Origin of the sequence: Halomonas sp. AOP7-E1-9 (genome assembly GCF_052376035.1) — a bacterium.
GTDB classification, from domain to species: domain Bacteria; phylum Pseudomonadota; class Gammaproteobacteria; order Pseudomonadales; family Halomonadaceae; genus Vreelandella; species Vreelandella citrativorans.
Genome location: NZ_JBQSVC010000048.1, coordinates 1 through 17,099, shown reverse-complemented (window position 1 = coordinate 17,099; position 17,099 = coordinate 1). Strand labels below are relative to the sequence as shown.

The 17,099-nt window shown below is 53.8% G+C and carries 18 protein-coding genes; 13 read left to right on the top strand and 5 right to left on the bottom strand.

The genetic code is table 11. The features are described 5' to 3' along the window. Positions 1 to 190: 190 nt before the first annotated feature. Genes ACT3R4_RS17210 through ACT3R4_RS17195 form a run of 4 tightly spaced genes read left to right on the top strand, consistent with a single transcriptional unit; the run spans position 191 to position 2,399 of the window. Positions 191 to 709, top strand: a complete 519-nt coding sequence (locus tag ACT3R4_RS17210; RefSeq protein WP_441679986.1) for a cupin domain-containing protein — start codon at positions 191 to 193, stop codon at positions 707 to 709. A 53-nt stretch (positions 710 to 762) separates the two neighbouring features. Continuing rightward, positions 763 to 1,407: a TetR/AcrR family transcriptional regulator gene (locus ACT3R4_RS17205; RefSeq protein WP_226912038.1), complete on the top strand. Its 645-nt coding sequence runs from the start codon at positions 763 to 765 to the stop codon at positions 1,405 to 1,407. Beyond that, a complete protein-coding gene (locus tag ACT3R4_RS17200) occupies positions 1,404 to 2,081 on the top strand; it encodes a type 1 glutamine amidotransferase domain-containing protein (protein WP_193055383.1) in 678 nt (225 codons plus the stop codon). The genes ACT3R4_RS17205 and ACT3R4_RS17200 overlap by 4 nt, the downstream gene beginning before the upstream one ends. A 21-nt stretch (positions 2,082 to 2,102) precedes the next feature. Continuing rightward, complete coding sequence (locus tag ACT3R4_RS17195; protein ID WP_441679988.1) at positions 2,103 to 2,399, top strand: DUF1330 domain-containing protein; 297 nt, start codon at positions 2,103 to 2,105, stop codon at positions 2,397 to 2,399. 297 nt (positions 2,400 to 2,696) lie between these two features. Here the strand turns inward: ACT3R4_RS17195 and ACT3R4_RS17190 are convergent, their stop codons facing one another. Next, a complete protein-coding gene (locus ACT3R4_RS17190; RefSeq protein WP_441679990.1) occupies positions 2,697 to 3,506 on the bottom strand; it encodes a sulfite exporter TauE/SafE family protein in 810 nt (269 codons plus the stop codon). 140 nt (positions 3,507 to 3,646) lie between these two features. On the opposite strand from ACT3R4_RS17190, the gene ACT3R4_RS17185 reads away from it, so the two are divergent. Then, positions 3,647 to 4,399, top strand: coding sequence for an AraC family transcriptional regulator (locus ACT3R4_RS17185; protein WP_441679991.1), 753 nt, complete (start codon positions 3,647 to 3,649; stop codon positions 4,397 to 4,399). A gap of 276 nt (positions 4,400 to 4,675) precedes the next feature. On the opposite strand, the gene ACT3R4_RS17180 is transcribed toward ACT3R4_RS17185, so the two are convergent. Continuing rightward, a complete protein-coding gene (locus ACT3R4_RS17180) occupies positions 4,676 to 5,359 on the bottom strand; it encodes an IclR family transcriptional regulator (RefSeq protein WP_441679992.1) in 684 nt (227 codons plus the stop codon). A gap of 166 nt (positions 5,360 to 5,525) precedes the next feature. On the opposite strand from ACT3R4_RS17180, the gene ACT3R4_RS17175 reads away from it, so the two are divergent. The 7 genes from ACT3R4_RS17175 to ACT3R4_RS17145 all read left to right on the top strand — a co-directional run bounded on the left by ACT3R4_RS17175 (position 5,526) and on the right by ACT3R4_RS17145 (position 12,317). Then, the gene (locus ACT3R4_RS17175; RefSeq protein WP_441679994.1) at positions 5,526 to 6,743 is read left to right on the top strand and encodes a CaiB/BaiF CoA transferase family protein; all 1,218 of its coding nucleotides are present in this window, start codon (positions 5,526 to 5,528) and stop codon (positions 6,741 to 6,743) included. After that, positions 6,740 to 7,576 (top strand): citryl-CoA lyase, encoded by an 837-nt coding sequence (locus tag ACT3R4_RS17170; RefSeq protein ID WP_441679996.1) that lies wholly within the window; start codon positions 6,740 to 6,742, stop codon positions 7,574 to 7,576. Before ACT3R4_RS17175 ends, ACT3R4_RS17170 begins: the two co-directional genes overlap by 4 nt. Then, on the top strand, positions 7,573 to 8,544 hold the full coding sequence (locus tag ACT3R4_RS17165; RefSeq protein ID WP_441679998.1) for a hydroxyacid dehydrogenase: 972 nt from the start codon (positions 7,573 to 7,575) through the stop codon (positions 8,542 to 8,544). The genes ACT3R4_RS17170 and ACT3R4_RS17165 overlap by 4 nt, the downstream gene beginning before the upstream one ends. Continuing rightward, on the top strand, positions 8,541 to 9,242 hold the full coding sequence (locus ACT3R4_RS17160; protein ID WP_441680000.1) for an RraA family protein: 702 nt from the start codon (positions 8,541 to 8,543) through the stop codon (positions 9,240 to 9,242). Before ACT3R4_RS17165 ends, ACT3R4_RS17160 begins: the two co-directional genes overlap by 4 nt. A 95-nt stretch (positions 9,243 to 9,337) precedes the next feature. Beyond that, positions 9,338 to 10,309: a Bug family tripartite tricarboxylate transporter substrate binding protein gene (locus tag ACT3R4_RS17155; RefSeq protein WP_441680002.1), complete on the top strand. Its 972-nt coding sequence runs from the start codon at positions 9,338 to 9,340 to the stop codon at positions 10,307 to 10,309. A gap of 53 nt (positions 10,310 to 10,362) precedes the next feature. Next, on the top strand, positions 10,363 to 10,815 hold the full coding sequence (locus tag ACT3R4_RS17150) for a tripartite tricarboxylate transporter TctB family protein (protein WP_441680004.1): 453 nt from the start codon (positions 10,363 to 10,365) through the stop codon (positions 10,813 to 10,815). After that, positions 10,815 to 12,317 carry a tripartite tricarboxylate transporter permease gene (locus ACT3R4_RS17145; protein ID WP_441680006.1) on the top strand — a complete coding sequence of 501 codons (1,503 nt, stop codon included), beginning with the start codon at positions 10,815 to 10,817 and terminating at the stop codon, positions 12,315 to 12,317. The genes ACT3R4_RS17150 and ACT3R4_RS17145 overlap by 1 nt, the downstream gene beginning before the upstream one ends. 119 nt (positions 12,318 to 12,436) lie before the next feature. Here the strand turns inward: ACT3R4_RS17145 and ACT3R4_RS17140 are convergent, their stop codons facing one another. Together ACT3R4_RS17140 and ACT3R4_RS17135 are read right to left on the bottom strand one after the other, a co-directional pair. Then, positions 12,437 to 13,459 (bottom strand): methionine synthase, encoded by a 1,023-nt coding sequence (locus ACT3R4_RS17140; protein ID WP_441680008.1) that lies wholly within the window; start codon positions 13,457 to 13,459, stop codon positions 12,437 to 12,439. 28 nt (positions 13,460 to 13,487) lie between these two features. Then, positions 13,488 to 14,471: a DUF1852 domain-containing protein gene (locus ACT3R4_RS17135; protein ID WP_172118200.1), complete on the bottom strand. Its 984-nt coding sequence runs from the start codon at positions 14,469 to 14,471 to the stop codon at positions 13,488 to 13,490. A gap of 409 nt (positions 14,472 to 14,880) precedes the next feature. Here ACT3R4_RS17135 and ACT3R4_RS17130 point away from each other — a divergent pair, with 409 nt between their 5' ends. Further along, a complete protein-coding gene (locus ACT3R4_RS17130; protein WP_149573861.1) occupies positions 14,881 to 15,189 on the top strand; it encodes a hypothetical protein in 309 nt (102 codons plus the stop codon). 35 nt (positions 15,190 to 15,224) lie between these two features. Here the strand turns inward: ACT3R4_RS17130 and ACT3R4_RS17125 are convergent, their stop codons facing one another. Then, on the bottom strand, positions 15,225 to 16,175 hold the full coding sequence (locus ACT3R4_RS17125; RefSeq protein ID WP_441680010.1) for a DUF808 domain-containing protein: 951 nt from the start codon (positions 16,173 to 16,175) through the stop codon (positions 15,225 to 15,227). Between the last annotated feature and the right edge of the window lie 924 nt (positions 16,176 to 17,099).

Here is a 17,099-nt window from a genome sequence, read left to right as displayed (position 1 = left end):
CTAGGTGGCCCACAAAGATAGCGAGAAGCCCCACCCTGCGTATCTGATCAAACAAGAGAACGGCAGCACAGTCTTGAAAGCACAGCTTTGAAAACAGAGTCTTGGAAGCAGAGTTTTGAAAACAAAGCTTTGAAAACAGAATCTTGAAACTTCATACCGAGCTCAAAAAGGCATAGGCAAGGAGGCCACGGTGAGCATCCCACAGCCCGAAACACTCACTTTTGATAGCGATGAAAAGAGCGGCTATCCCAACTCCCCACTACCCGTACTGATATACCGCAAGGTTCTCGACCTCAGTAGCGCAGAAGCGCGGGCCGATACCTTTGAAAACATGTTCAAACAGCACGGCTGGCCGCCCGCATGGCGTTACTACTTATATGATTTTGACCACTTTCACTCCACCGCCCACGAGGCGCTAGGCATTTTTCAGGGCCAAGCCAGAGCGCGGCTGGGCGGCCCCAATGGCCAAGAAGTGATGCTTTACGCGGGGGATATACTGGTACTGCCCGCCGGAGTGGGTCATGCCTGCGTAGAGGCGGACGACGATTTTTGCATGGTCGGCGCCTACCCGCCGGGGCAAAACCCGGAGAACGAGCGCGGCGACCCGGCCGAGCTTTCGGCAGCACAAGCGCGGGTGGCTTCCGTAACCGTGCCGGAGACTGCCCCGGTGGGCGGGCCACTCCAACCACAGTGGAAACCATCATCATAGAAACGGCGAGACCTAGCTAGACGACTGGTCTAATCAGGCGTAAGCTAGTCGCTATGAACATGACACCCGTCACCGGCGATGTCCGGCAGCGCATTCTTAACACCGGCCAGGTCATCATCGGTGGTAAGGGGTTCTCGGCGGTAGGTCTTAACGAGATTCTCAAAGCCGCCGAGGTGCCTAAAGGCTCCTTTTATCACTACTTCAGCTCCAAAGAAGCGTTTGGCGAAGCACTGCTGGAAGACTACTTCAGTGGTTATCTCGCGCAAATTGAAGAACGCCTTGCCCAGCCGGGTGCTTCTCACGCTGAGCGTTTTCTCAGCTACTGGGCGCACTGGCGGGATACCCAGCACCATTGCGACCCCAGCGGAAAATGCCTGGCGGTGAAGCTTGCCGCCGAAGTCAGCGATCTTTCCGAGCGCATGCGCCGCGTGCTGCAACACGGTACTGAGCGCATTATTGCCAGGTTAGCCCAGTCAATCGAAGCCGCCGCTGCCGATGGCTCGCTGCCTCAATCCGTTAGCGCTCAAAGCAGTGCCCTGGAACTAGCCACCACCCTTTACCAGCTATGGCTGGGCGCCAGCCTGCGCGCCAAAATCACCCGCGACCGGGTGCCGCTGGATGCCGCCTTTAAAGCCACCTACGCTTTGTTAAACCTCGACCCCAGCCGCCCTCTCAGCCTGCAAAGGACTCAATCATGAAAATTCTCGTAGTGGTTACCTCACACGACAAGCTTGGCGATACCGGCAATAAAACCGGCTTCTGGCTCGAAGAGCTGGCCGCGCCTTACTATGCGTGTAAAGATGCAGGTGCCGAGCTAACCCTGGCCTCGCCCGCTGGTGGCCAGCCGCCGCTCGACCCCAACAGCAACGTACCGGATGCTCAAACTGAGGCTACTAACCGCTTCCAAGTGGACCTCGACGCCCAAGCGGCGCTGGCTAACACCCATCAGCTTGCCGATATCGATATTGCTGAGTTCGACGCCATATTTTACCCCGGCGGCCACGGCCCGCTGTGGGACCTGGCCGAGAGCGCTACATCTGTGCGCCTGATTGAAGACGCCATTGCCGCCAACAAGCCTGTTGCTACGGTATGCCACGCCCCCGGTGTGCTGCGTCATGTGAAAGGCAGCGACGGCAAGCCGCTGGTCGCTGGCCGTAAAGTGACCGGTTTCAGCAACAGCGAAGAAGACGCCGTTGGCCTGACAAACGTGGTACCGTTTTTGGTCGAAGATATGCTCAAAGAGAGCGGCGGTGAGTACAGTAAAGGCGATGACTGGAGTTCTTACGTGCTCGTCGACGGCCTGCTGATTACCGGACAAAACCCCGGCTCATCCGAAGCCACCGCCCAAGCGCTGTTAAAGAAGCTTTCCTGATAATTACCCAAGGAGAATGGAATGCCGGCTTATGTTGTACTGACGCGTGAACGCACCCACGACGCGAAAGAAATGGAGCAATACGCCACCAAGGCCAAAGCCGCCCGCGAAGGCCACGACCCGAAGCCGCTCGCCTTTTACGGTGACTTTGAAGTAATGGAAGGCAGCGACATGGAAGGCGCGGTAATTCTGCGCTTCCCCGATATGGCCGCCGCCCACGCCTGGTACCAAAGCGACGCCTACCAGGAAGCTCGCCAGCATCGTTTCCAGGGTGCCGACTACCGCGTGTTTATTGTGGACGGGGTTGAAGAGACGTAAGCCTTTTTGCAATTACGCGTAGACACACAAAGGGCCGTTCGTGGTTTAACGAACGACCCTTTTATCTTTTCAAAGACCAACATATCTGTGCCTAATGGCTGAAAAGCAATATAACTCTTGGCTTGTTCACCAATGAACTGTTCTAACTGCCAATAGCGGAGTTTCTCCTTTGAGGTGGTGCGACTAAGAGCGCCAGCGCCACTGTTACCATCGGCCTTTAATCACGAAGTAAAGCAGATGCGCTGTCCGAGTCACCACATTGGGATAAAACAGTTCATCGCCACAGCCTGACTCAATTCAATGCATAAAAACCATCACCACCAGCACCATTGTCAGCAATAGCAGGTACATCCTGGCATGAATACGGTCAGGGATGCGCCCGATCCAGACTGACGCCAGGCGGATACCGAGCCATGAGCCCACCGCAAGTACCAGCAAGGCACGCAGATCCACATAACCGGCATACCAGTTTCCTAACGCTGAGTGATTTGCCGACAGCAACACATACGTCGCGGTGCCACTCACTGCCATGGGCAACGACAACGGATTGGCCATGGCCGTGGCCGCCGTCATGCTCGCGCCTCTTCGCCGCATAAGCGGTACGGTCATTACACTGCCACCCACGCCCAGCAAAGCAGCCACCGCACCAATCAGTGTACCCACCATTGCCGTTACCCCACGCCCCATAGGGCGCACATCACTCCCTGACTGACGCAGAAAACCGGGCCGCAGAATAGCATCCGCAATCGTAATACCCAGATAGCCGATAAACGCCCAGCGCACCCATTCGCCACTTAACGATACTGCCACTGCCGCGCCGAGCACCGCCCCCATGGCGATATAGCCGACTAACGGACGCACTAGATGCCACTGCACGGTCTGTCGCCGATGATGACGCCATGTTGCCATTGAAGCCGCGAAGATCATCAGCGCCGTCGAGGTAGCCACCGCGATATGCATGGCTGCCATACCCGCCGCGCTATCTGGCCCATGGACGGCAATCAGTAAGGTATACAGCAAGGGAACCACTACAAACCCACCACCGAAGCCGAACAACACGGTGGTGACGCCCGCCAAACCGCCACAAAGAAGTAATACGCTATACACCGCCACTCTCCTGATGAAATTCAACAGCAGGGAGGATATGCCGACTAGAACTGGCTGACCTTCGATTTTTGGACAATAATCATCGCATTTCGGCCAGAATAACGATTATGCTCAATACTCCTTTATCCGACGTGGATCACGTGGCACGGCCCATAGTGGCCATCGGCACTGACTACAGCCCCGGTACGCTTCTTGACTTTCATGCCCATCGCCGCGCCCAGTTTCTCTATGGCATGACAGGCGTGATGGAAGTCAATACGGATGACGGCACCTGGATGGTGCCGCCCTATAGCGGAGTCTGGCTGCCTGCGGGCAAGCGCCACCAAGTACGTATGAACGGGGTGAGCACCCGAAGCCTGTACATCGAGCCCCGCGTCGCGCCACGAACGACTTGCAGTTGTGAGGTGCTGGTCGTGACGCCTCTGTTGCATCACCTGCTGCTGGCTTCCGCCCATCTACCCGCGCTCTATGATGAAAATGGCCGCGATGGCGCCTTGGCGCAACTACTTCTATACGAGCTGCAACAGGCTCAGGCCCTGCCGCTATTTGCGCCCCTGCCCCATGACCCTCAACTAGCCAGCCTGTGCCGAGCATTTCTCGGCCAGCCACATATACACAGCCCTCCCGAAGACTGGGCCCGGCAGATGCATCGCAGCCAGCGCACCTTCAATCGCCTGTTCCGTCAGCAGACCGGCATGTCCTTTGCCGTATGGCGTCAACAGGCCTGCCTGATGGCCGCCCTTCCCAGGCTGCTGTCCGGTAGTTCCGTTACTCGCACCGCGCTGGAACTCGGCTACGACAGCCCAGCCGCTTTCTCCAGCATGTTTCGCAAGGTGCTTGGCCAATCTCCCACCACTTTCGTTAGGGCGGCGAATCGTCAGTTGGAAGAGTAGCAAGTACGCCTACTGATCAGTTGTTCGACTTCTTGCTGGTCGCCTTCTACGGCGACTTTGAAGTGATGGAAAGCGCGGTAATTCTGCGCTTTTCCGACATGACCGCCGCCCGCGTCTGGTCCCAAAGCGGCACCTATCAAGAAGCCCGCAAGAGCAGCCTCCTCCTTCACCATTTAAGGCAGGGGGGTCTCATTGGGCACAGCAGCTTGGAGGCTAAAATACGCGAGACAATTAGACCAGTGTTCAACAGTCCTGCTGTCACTGTGGTAATACTTTTTAAGGCATGGTTTCACGCAAGGTGTCACAACTCGCTTTGAGCAACTCGACTGTTGATTCGACTTTATCATCGGTTAACCGGGTGATTAATGCAGAAACGGATATTGCGCCGCGCATTACTCCATGCCGGTCGAGTACCGGCAGCGCTATGGCAGCAACATCCGGGTCTCGTTCGCCCTTTGAGAAGGCATAGCCTTTGGTACGGATATCATCATAGAACGCGCCTTCTTCCCCACTGAACGCTAAAAGAACGCGGCCTGTCGCCCCCCGTTCAATAGGCAGTAATGCCCCTTCATCCAGATGGTGCCGGGCAGGCTTTGGCGAGTTCAGCCGATAAAGGCACATGCGCTGGTTACCCAAGCGGATAAAGAACGATGCCGTTTCCTGAGTTTGCTCTACCAATTGAGTCAACTGCGGACGAATAAGCTCGCCCATATCTCCTGTATGACGGAATAGATTTCCTAACCGCCATAGGCTGGGCCCCAAAGCATACGTGCCATCGCCTTCACGAACGATATAGCCAAAGCGCTCCAAGGATCCTATCAACCGAAGAATAGTGCTTTTATAAAGCCCCGTACGCTCCGCTAACGTAACGAGCGACAGCGATCGCTCCTGATCTGTAAACGCTTCCAGGATCGTTAAAGCACGCTCAACGGCTTCTACTCGATTTTGCTTTTGGACCAAGCTACACCTCCATTGCACCTAGTTCTACCTGACAGAACAAACATTTTTAAAATAGAACATGTTTGACATGTAAAAATCGTTCTGCCATAAAGAACACTATTATGCCTGACAGAACAAAAAGGAACCATTATGCCGCTTATCAAAATTACAGCATTCGGCAAGCCCCATGTCTGAACTGCTAAAAGGGATTCGGGTGCTGGATCTGACCAACGTTCTTGCTGGTCCTTACTGCTGCTATCAGTTAGCGCAGCAGGGTGCCGATGTCATCAAAGTTGAGCAACCCAGAAGTGGAGATTTGGCCCGCCAGTTAGGAGCCGACCCTGAACTGAATGCCCAACTAATGGGCGTTTCATTTCTCGCCCAGAATGCGGGCAAGCGCTCCATTGAGCTCAATCTAAAATCCGACCAAGGCAAGCAGGCTTTTCGCAAACTGGTACAAACCGCCGATGTATTGGTCGAAAACTTTCGCCCTGGCGTAATGGACCGGCTTGGCCTTGGACATGAGAGTCTTCAAGCGCTTAATCCACGCCTGATCTACTGTGCTATTTCAGGGTTTGGACAAACCGGCCCGCTGGCAAAGAACCCTGCTTACGATCAGATTATCCAAGGTCTTTCCGGCGTAATGAGCGTGACAGGCGATGAAACGTCTGCACCGCTGCGCGTTGGCTACCCCGTTTGCGACACCATCGGTGGTATGACCGCAGCTTTCGCCATTTCCAGCGCCTTGGTCGGCCGAAATAGAACCGGGCACGGCGAGTTTATTGATGTATCCATGCTTGAGTCCATGATGGGCACCATGGGCTGGGTGGTATCCAACTGGCTGACGTGTGGCATTGAGCCACTTCCTATGGGAAACCAAAATACAACGGCGGCCCCATCCGGCACCTTCCGCACTGGTGATGGGTTGTTGAACATCGCCGCCAATAAGCAGGAACAGTTCGAGATTCTGTGCCAGTTGATAGAGCGCGTGGATTTGATATCCGATCCACGATTTCAATTACGTGAAGAGCGCAAGCGCAACCGTAACGCTTTAACTATCGAGTTGGAAGCCGCCTTGCAAAGCGCTTCCGCTGAGCAGTGGGCAACACAAATGAACGCCCGCGGCATACCAGCAGGCGAAGTGCTCACCGTTCCTCAGGCGCTTCGCCACCCCCAGGTCGAAGAGCGTGAGTTAACGCGCACGTTCCCCGGCGTCGTCGGCCAGACAAACCTCTCAGTAGTGCGCTCAGGTTTTCGCCTGGGCAGCGGCGATCCCGAACCCAAAACACCGCCTCCCACATTGGGTCAGGACACCGATGCGATCCTTGCAGAGCTCGGCTATGACGCTGCCGCACGCGCCGCCTTCACTCATCCAAACATAACAACCAAAGAGACGGAAAAATGATTGAAGAGAACCGCCGTACCGCCGGTGAAGACTGGTGGTCTACCGATATCATAGAAATGTCCCCCGGTATAATTCGCTACCACGGCTACGCCATTGAGGATCTGATTGGCAAGGTCGGCTTCCCGGAAATGATCTGGTTGATGCTACGCGGCGATCTACCCAGTGCAGCCCAGGCGACTCTGTTAAGCACGGTACTGATGAGCTCCATTGACCACGGTCCACAAGCGCCGTCTATTGCAATTGCGCGCATTGCATCCACCTGCGGTGTAGGCATCAACAACGCCATGGCTTCTGCAGCCAATGTACTTGGTGATGTACATGGCGGTGCGGGCGAGCAGTGCGTGGCGCTATATAACGCTATCCAGGCACGCTGTGAAGCTGGTGAAGATATTACCTCTGCCACCCATACCGAGCTTGCCAAGCTTAAAGAGAGTGGCGTGCGCTATATCCCAGGGTTCGGGCATCGCTTCCATCCTAAAGACCCACGAGCCCCCAAACTGATGGAGGTTCTACGCGCCACAGCCGACGACAGCATCAACACTCATTTCGCCGACATTGCAGAAGAAGTTGAGCGCCAGATATCCCAAGGCCGCAGCCGTGCAATTCCCATGAATGTAGATGGTGCAACCGGCGCTATTTATGCGGCGCTGGGATTTCCACCAGCGCTATGCCGCGGCCTGTTTGTGCTATCTCGCTCGGTAGGCATCATGAGCCATGCTTGGGAACAGATGCAGCGACCCGAGCGCAATAAAGGCCCACTCCCCCGTACCGAAACCTGGACCTATACCGGCCATGCTCCCCGTAGTGTTGAGCAGGAAGGCGGCCAGCCATGAGTTATACGATTCTGGTGACGGCTCCACGTCTGGCTGACGAAGGCCGGGAAGTGCTGGAACAAGCAGGCTGTCGTCTGCTATTCATCCCCAAAGGGGAGGAAGATAGCCTGGGTGAAATAATGGCCAGCCAGCCTATCGACGCAGTCATCGCACGCACGCTCACGCTGAATAAAGCAACCATTGCATCGTGCCAAGGGCTGCGCGCGATATCCCGCCACGGCGTAGGCCATGACGCAGTAGATATTCAAGCAGCGGCTGAGATGGGCATTCCTGTGACAGTCGTCGGTGATACCAATGCACAGTCGGTCGCTGAGCTAGCCATTGGTCTGATGATCACCGTGGCGCGTAACGTGTCGAATCTGAGCCAACGTGTTAGTGCCGGTGAATGGCCGAGGCAAACCCCTGGCTTACAACTTTCAGGCCGCGTGTTAGGGCTGGTGGGTTGCGGCACCATCGCCCGCCATGTAGCCCGAATGGCAAATGCCATTGGTATGCGCGTTATCGCTTATGACCCCGCCCTGAAAACCATGCCGGAAGGTATTTCCAAGGCGACTAACCTGGACGACCTGCTAACCAGTAGCGATGTCCTCTCTCTGCACTGCCCGCTGTTGCCCTCTACCCAGAACCTGATTGATGCCGCAGCACTCGCGAAGCTTCATTCGGGCGCCATTGTGATCAATACCGCCCGCGGGGGGCTGATTGATGAGGACGCCTTGGCCGAAGCCATCATGGCTGACCGCCTAAAAGGCGCGGGGCTGGATACCTTGAACATTGAGCCACCTCCCGAAAATCATCCTCTTCTGCGTTTACCCCAAGTGGTACTCACCCCGCATGTAGGCGGTAATAGCGATGCAGCGCTGGCACTGACTGCCCGTGCTGCTGCCGAAAATGCCTTGGCACTGCTGTCTGGGCATTCCCCTGCGCATGGACGCATCGTCAACGAACACTTACTGGAGATAACCCAATGAGCATGACGCTTGATGGCGGAACATGGCCTGCTGGCTTTGCTGTCCAACCGCGCCAAACCACCCTAACGCAAAAGCTGCTGACCGCCTTTAAACAAGTGCCGGTCGCTCATGCGGGGGATGTGATGGGGCGGCACACCGGTGCAGTAGGCCTTTGCGCTTATCACAACGACCTTGGACTCACCATGTGTGGTACGGCTATTACGGTGCGTACCCGCCCAGGTGACAACCTCATGGTGCATGTCGCCATACAGCGCGCCCAGCCAGGTGACATTATCGTTATCGACGGGGGCGGCGACCTCTCTACCGCGGTGATTGGTGGGCTGATGCGCACAACAGCAATTGCCCGCCAACTAGGTGGTATCGTGATTGATGGCGCGCTGCGCGATGTCGCTGAATGGGCCGAAGGCGTCTTACCAGTTTACGCCCGCGGCCATGTTCATCGTGGCCCCAGCAAGGATGGCCCTGGCCAGATAAACATTCCTATTTCCTGTGCAGGCATGACAGTGATGCCTGGTGACTTAATTCTGGGCGACGCCGACGGCGTTATCGCTATCCCCGCTAGTGAAGCCGAGGCGCTTTTAAGCCTGTGCCAAACCCAGGCAGCGAAAGAGGCGCGTATACGTGCGCAGAATGAAACCGGCGAGGTCGACCGCGAGCGCTTCGATTCCATCCTGCGTAAGAAAGGCTGTCCGCTTTAGTCATTACCCCAGAACACGACGTTACTTCAACACATAACATTTCTTCAGCACACAACAACAAGCAGTACGACAACATCAATAATAAGGAACACGCCATGAAAAACAACGCTTTAAAATCTATCGCTTGCGCTGCATTGCTTATTCTTCCTGCCGTAGGAATGGCCCAGTCCTATCCCAAAGGATCAATCGACTTCATTGTGCCCTTCTCCGCCGGTGGAGGTACTGATTTTGCTTCACGCGTACTGACAGAGAAGCTTTCCGAGCAGCAAGGATGGAACTTTGTTATTGAGAACCGCGGCGGAGCAGGAGGCAACATCGGCCTTTCACAACTTGCGCGTGCTAAAAATGATGGGCAGGTTATGGGTATGGGGCAAACGTCTAACATGGCGATTAACCCAACGCTGTACGCCAGCATCCCCTACGACTCATTAAATGATTTTACGCCTATTGCGCTAGTTAGCTCACAACCCATGGTGCTGGCCGTTAACCAGAACTCGGCCTACGAAGATTTTGAATCTTTAGTCGCCGCCGCCAGAGAAAACCCAGGCAAAGTGTCCATGAGTACGCCCGGCTCTGGCACGGTGAGTCACCTGTCGATGGAAGTATTTAGCGACCAAGCAGACGTAGAGTTCATGCATGTACCCTACCCCGGTGCGGCCCAAGCGGTAACGGACGCCATTGGTGGGCATGTGGACTTTGTGACTGCCAGCCTTCCCAGCTTATTGTCGCATATTCGGTCAGGCTCATTAAAAGCATTAGCCGTTACCTCGGCTGAGCGCAACGCGGCGCTACCCGATGTTCCCTCGATAGCCGAGTTAGGCTATGAAGGTTTTGAAGCCTCCGACTGGAAAGCAGTGGTCGGCCCCGCCGGTCTTCCCGACGATGTAGTCGCAACCTTTAACGCCGCTATCAATCAGGCTCTTCAGGATGAACGCCTGATCGAAACGATAGAGAACGAGGGCAGTACGGTGGAAGGTGGTTCCGCCGATGAATTTGCTGCTTACCTGCAGGCCGAGTATGAGCGCTGGGCTGAAGCAGTAAGCGCCTCGGGCGCGACAGTGGAGTGATCATTTAAGGCCGGGCATTGATTTATTTGCTCGGCCTTATGGGAGACATCATTATGCTAAATCGCGATATCGTTGACATTATTACGGGGATGGCACTGGCAGCTTTTGGCTTAATCATTGCCGCCTATGCCACTACGCATTATAACCTTGGGTCACTTCAGCGTATGGGGCCTGGCATGGTTCCTATGGGCATAGGATCGATTATTGCCCTGCTTGGCATAATGCTTACCATTGGAGGCGCATCGCGCCCACATTTTCCAATGCCAAGCATTGAGTGGCGCCCGCTAGCCGCTATCCTCAGCGGAATTTTGGTCTTCTCTCTTGCAGTACCACGTGTTGGCTTAGTACCTGCCATTTTCCTGTTAACACTGATCACCTCGCTTGCCGATAAGCAGTTGCGAATCAAGACGGTTTTGGCACTCATCGCCTTTCTCATTCTGGTGGCCATTTTGATCTTCCGCTTGGCACTTGGCATGAACATACCGATCTTCAGGTGGGCATTCTAATGGACTTTTTTGGCAATCTTTCGCTTGGTTTGCACACCGCACTTTCGTTCAGCAACCTGTTTTTCTGCTTTGTTGGCGTGTTTCTAGGAACACTGCTTGGCGTTATCCCGGGCGTTGGCGTTTTAGCCGCCATTTCCATGCTGTTTCCCATAACGTTTCATATGGAAGTGACATCAGCACTCATAATGCTGGCAGGAATATGGTACGGCACGAGTTACGGTGGCAGCACGGCGTCTATCCTGCTTAACGTGCCAGGCACGCCTGCCAATGCGGTGGTCTGTTTAGATGGCTACCCTATGGCACAAAAAGGTCGTGGTGCCGTTGCTCTGTTTATGACCACAGTGGCCTCTTTCGTTGGCGGCTCCATCGGCATCGTCATCCTGACCCTTTTCGCACCGGTGATAGCACAATATGCCTTGAGCATGGGCCCCGCTGAGTACTTCTCATTAATGCTGCTAGGGCTAATTGCGGCGACCGGTATTGCTGATGGCTCCGCAGTCAAAGGCTTCGTCATGGTCATGCTGGGTATTTTCCTTGGCAGTATCGGTACCGACGTTTACACAGGCACACAACGTTTTGCCTTTGGTATCCCAGAACTCGGTGACGGCATTAGCCTGGTAGCACTGGCCATGGGAGTGTTCGGGGTAGCGGAGCTCATTATTAGCGTTGGCAGTGTTAAGGCAAACCGCTTTAAATCGTCTGACCTGACGCTACGTGCCATGAAACCTACGCGCGATGATATGCGACGTTCGTGGTTCCCGATGCTGCGCGGCTCAAGCATTGGCTCATTCTTTGGCGCCCTACCGGGAACAGGCCCGTCACTGGCCGCGTTTATCGCTTATGCAGTGGAAAAGCGCTCATCCAAAGATCCAAGCCGATTTGGTAAAGGAGCAATTGAAGGCGTCATGGCTCCGGAATCAGCCAATAACGCAGCTGACCAAACCTCGTTCATCCCTACTCTGGCCTTGGGTATACCCGGTAGCCCGACAATGGCACTAATGTTAGGTGCGCTCATTATTCATGGCGTTACACCTGGCCCCGGTCTGATGACAGAGCAACCGAGCCTTTTCTGGGGTCTCGTCATGAGCTTCTGGATCGGTAATATTATGCTGGTTATCCTTAACGTTCCTCTTATTGGTCTATGGGTACGCCTGCTTGCCGTCCCTTATCATCTGCTGTTTCCCGCCGTATTGATGTTCATTTGCCTGGGCACCTACAGCGTCAATAACAGCTCGTTCGACGTACTACTGGTGATGATATTCGGTGCGTTGGGCGTTTTGATGCGCAAACTGGCTTTCCCAGCGGCGCCGCTCATTTTGGGGTTTGTACTTGGCCCGATGATGGAGGACAACTTCCGCCGCGCCATGCTGCTCTCGTCGGGAGATTTTGCGACCTTCATTGAGCGGCCGATCAGCGCCACCATCCTCGCCATTGCTGCGCTGATTTTGGTATGGAGCTTTTTTTCCACGCTTAAAGCACGCCGCGCGCTTGCTCAGGGCTAAGCTAGATCTGATTTACTTAATCTGAACGCTTGCTCTGCCATGTATAGGAGCAGGCGTTCAGAGTCGTCAGCCCCACCTCGTTCCCAGATAGAAACCAGATTTTTACTGACGTTAAGATATCAAAGTTCTTTTCGAACGATCTCCGCTCCGGCACTCAAGGCACTGAGCTTGCCTCGCGCAACCGAGCGAGAAAGTGGCGCCATGCCACAGTTGGTGCACGGGTAAAGCTTGTCGGCATCCACGAACTGAAGTGCCTTTCTAAGCGTTGCGGCGACTTCTTCCGGCGTTTCGATGGTATTGGTGGCGACGTCGATGGCGCCCAGCATCACCTTCTTGCCGCTCAGAAGTTCGATCAGCTCGATGGGCACGTGGGAGTTCTGGCACTCCAGCGATACGATATCGATGTTGGATTTTTGCAGCCGGGGGAAGACTTCTTCATATTGCCTCCACTCCGATCCTAGCGTCTTTTTCCAATCCGTATTGGCTTTAATGCCGTAGCCATAACAGATATGGACAGCCGTTTCGCATTTGAGCCCTTCAATGGCTCTTTCCAAGGCGGCGATTCCCCAGTCATTCACCTCATCAAAGAATACGTTGAACGCAGGTTCGTCGAACTGAATGATATCGACGCCTGCTGCCTCCAGTTCCCGGGCTTCCTGATTGAGCGCTTTCGCAAATTCCCACGCCAGCTTCTCACGACTTTTATAGTGATCGTCATACAGTGTGTCGATCATGGTCATCGGACCCGGCAGCGCCCATTTGATGGGTTGGCGGGTTTGCTCGCGCAAAAACCTGGCATCTTCGACGAAAACTGGCTTATGGCGGTTGATCTCGCCCACAACCGTCGGCACGCTCGCATCGTAGCGATTGCGAATTCTCACGGTTTTGCGCTTTTCAAAATCGACGCCGCTAAGATGCTCGATAAAGGTTGTCACGAAATGTTGACGCGTTTGTTCACCATCGCTGACGATATCGATACCGGCTTGCTGCTGTTCCTGCAACGACACGCGCAGCGCATCCTGTTTACCTTCAATCAACGCCTCGTCTTGCAGTTTCCAGGGCGACCAAAGGGTTTCGGGCTCGGCAAGCCAGGAGGGTTTGGGCAGGCTGCCCGCCGTCGAAGTGGGTAAGCGTTTACTCATGAGTCATCATCCCGTGCATTTGATTAGGTTAAAGCGAGCTGTTGGAAGACCACTGCTCAAGCATCGCCTGATAGGGTTTAATGAAATTCTCTTCAGCAAATTTCCCCTGCTCGGCGGCCAATTGGCTACGTTCTTCTCGGTCGTAAACGATTTGAGTGAGCGAATGATCCGAGTTCTTCAAGTTGGGCTGATAAACATTTCCGGCAACCGCATTGGCGTTGTAGATCTCAGGCCGGTAAATCTTCTGAAAAGACTCCATGGTGCTAATGGTGCCGGCAAGCTCAAGGTTGGTGTAATCGTTGAGCAGGTCGCCAGAAAAATAAAACGCCAGCGGGGCAGCACTGTTGGCAGGCATAAAGTAGCGAACCTGAAGCCCCATCTTCTTGAAGTACTGCTCGGTCAGCGAAGACTCGTTCGGCTGATATTCAACCCCCAATACGGGATGCTGATTATCGGTTCGGTGATAGACCTTGTTATCCGATACGCTCAAGCATATGACGGGAGGCTTCCCGAAATGCTCTTTGTAAACGGGTGAATCCACGAAGCTTTTAAACAAGTTGCCGTGCAGAACACCAAAATCATCCGGAATACTGAAAGTCGACTGGTGCTTGTTATGCTCTAAAAGCCGCACGCTAAAGTCGTAATCTCGGACATAGGATGAAAAGTTGTTCCCTACGATACCGTCGATGCGTTTGCCGGTTTGCTTGTCCAGAAAACTGGTTTTGAGTATCTCGATGATTTGAAAAGGCGCTTCATGGCCCCTTGCGCCAACCTCCATACTCACGGAAATGATGTCGAGTTCGACGCAATAACGACGCCCTTCGGGGTTATCCCAATGCACCAGGGCATTGAAACGGTTATTGATCATTTCCAGCGTATTGCGGAGGTTCTCGCGCCGCCTTTCGCCCCGGGCCAAATTGGCAAAGTTGGTCGTGATACGCGTATTGTCCGACGGACGATAATTCTCATCGAAGCCGATACGCTTGATAGTAAATGCGACGTCGTTATTCATCATCTCGCCTCCAATAGTAAAAAATCGAACCGGTTCTTCGCTTCTGCGGAACGGCCCAATATTTATAAACCGGGCGGCTTTACAGCTTTTAAACCTGACAGCCTTATTCATGAGAAGCTGGCAGGCTCTATAACGAAGAGTGCTGGGGATTTTATACAGGAGTACAAAGATGAATAAAAATGGTCTTATTTCATGGGAAGTTTAGAAAAATTCATAGTGAAAGCCGACTCTTCAACTGAAAAAGATGCTGGCTGCGTTGGGCTTGATGAATTTAGGTAGTCATACGACGCGCTCGACATCCCCGCACTAAAAGTACGGGGTTTTCTGCGCAAATCTGATAAAGTTATTATCCCGCTAAATAGTTTTCTGCAGACTTCATGCACGTTTATATTCTTTCACTGGACACGCTATGCATAACCTATGGATTCCCGTCGTCGCCATTTTCGTCGTTGCGGGCCTGATATTCGGTGGCCAGGCCTATTCCGAGGCCCAGCGTGATGCCCACATCGCCGAGACGATTTCGGAGCGTCTTAATAGCCAAGCACCGGCCGAAATTTCCAACCTGGCGACTGTCAACAAGGGGTATGGGGTGTGCGGCGACTATGCGCTTTCAGGCGCCGAGTCCGGTCGCTTCTACTACAACAGCAACACCAAGCGACTGGCGTTGGGCACCGATGCCCCGCTGTATCGCGACAACTGTGAAAGCGTTTATAACTAAACTCTTGGTTCTCTGGTACGCCCGTCGCGGCCCACCTATGCCGAATGCGCCTTCTTGAAGGGAACGAGGTGCAGCACACCCACCACCACCGAGCCCACCAAAAAGCCAATCACCGCTGAGCACAACGTATTGAAACTCCAGCCCAGCAAGCCGCCCAAGGCACCGGTGGCCTCGCTAATCCTATGCTCAATATGATGTACCCATTCATAGGGGGCGTTGAACCAACCCGTGCCATCCGCCCCCAGGTTGGCCATCAGGATATGTCCTCCCACCCAGAGCATGGCGATGGTACCCACCACTGCGATGGTCGCTAGCACCTTGGGCATGGCCGTGACCAGACCACGGCCCAGTTTCTGCATGCCCGAACTGTCCCGCTGGGCGAGCTTCAGCCCGAAATCATCCATCCTGACCAACATCGCCACCACGCCATACACCAGAACAGTGATGACAAACGCAACCACCACCAGGCTCACCATCTGCGACCAGAATCCCTGATGGGAAACAGTAGAAAGCGCGATCACCATGATTTCGGCGGACAGAATCAGGTCGGTGCGAACGGCACCACTCACGATCTTTTTCTCGGCTTCAGGCCCCTTCTCTACCGCAGGCTTGTCGTCGTCATGCTTGCCAGAAAGCTTGTGCCAGACCTTCTCAGCGCCCTCAAAGGCTAGGTAGCTGCCGCCCACCATCAGGATGATCGGCAATAGCGCGGGCAAAAAGTGGTTCAACAGCAGCGCTGCCGGTAGGATAAAAATCAGCTTGTTGCGGATCGAACCCAGCGCGATTTTCTTCACAATCGCCAGTTCACGCTCCGCTGCCACACCCTGCAAATATTGCGGTGTTACCGCCGTATCATCCACCACCACCCCGGCCGCCTTCGCCGTCGCACGCCCAGCGGCGGCACTCACATCGTCCAATGATGCGGCGGATAACTTCGCCAATGCGGCAATGTCATCCAATAATCCTATCAAGCCGCCTATGGCCATGGATGTTTACTCCGTGAATAACAGTTGCTGATAGTAAAGCACATAGCGGGTTGGCGAATGGCCTCATTTGCCTCATAGGGCAGCGCAAACAATGCCTCGCCAGTGTTTTTTATCGCCAAAGCATGGGAGTCATTGCGCTAGCCAGTATCAGCAGAAGGTTTAATTTACTCTCACTTTGATCACTCATAGTGACTAAAATACACTTCTTATAAACCTCCACCGCCCACTAATGCATCCGAATGGCCTTATGCTCCTTCTGTCTGATACGCTAATAGGGCCAAAGGCACATTCCGAAGAGCAAACGTATGGGTTTGAAAAAGTCAGACTATTAAGCCGCAACAACTTTCCTTTCTTGTTGTTGCGTCTGCCTGCCTAAACCACTTCCTTAAATGTAGGCCGCCGCCAAATAATCTTATTTTCGCTGAGACTTTATTGTGCTTAATAAGAATCCTCGACTGTGGAATTACAACCTGCCGATAGCACACATGATTGGAAGGACTCGAGCTGCCACCTCAGTTCTAACAAATCTTATTGGGATGATAATACATCTCATACCAACTATATTCGCTACTAATTCTGCTTCTATCCTCTACTCGACCTGGGGAACTTGCATAGTATACGGAGGGTTAATAACATGGATTTTAAACTGACATAACAAAAAAACTATTTGTGAACAAAAAAAGGAAGGAGACATGATCTACGAGCAGCTTATTCCTTAAACCTTATACTCTCATCCACTATATTTAGAGACTGAAAATAGTGTAAGCTACGTATTTAGCCAAGTACCACCTCATCGCAACCACTGTGGCCTAAAACAGACAAGTTTTACCCTAACATTTAAATAACGTGGAATCCGGGCATGTGTAAAGAAGTCCAGCTGAGAAGAATCAAAATAGACTTGAGCGGAATAGTGCAATTCTCAGC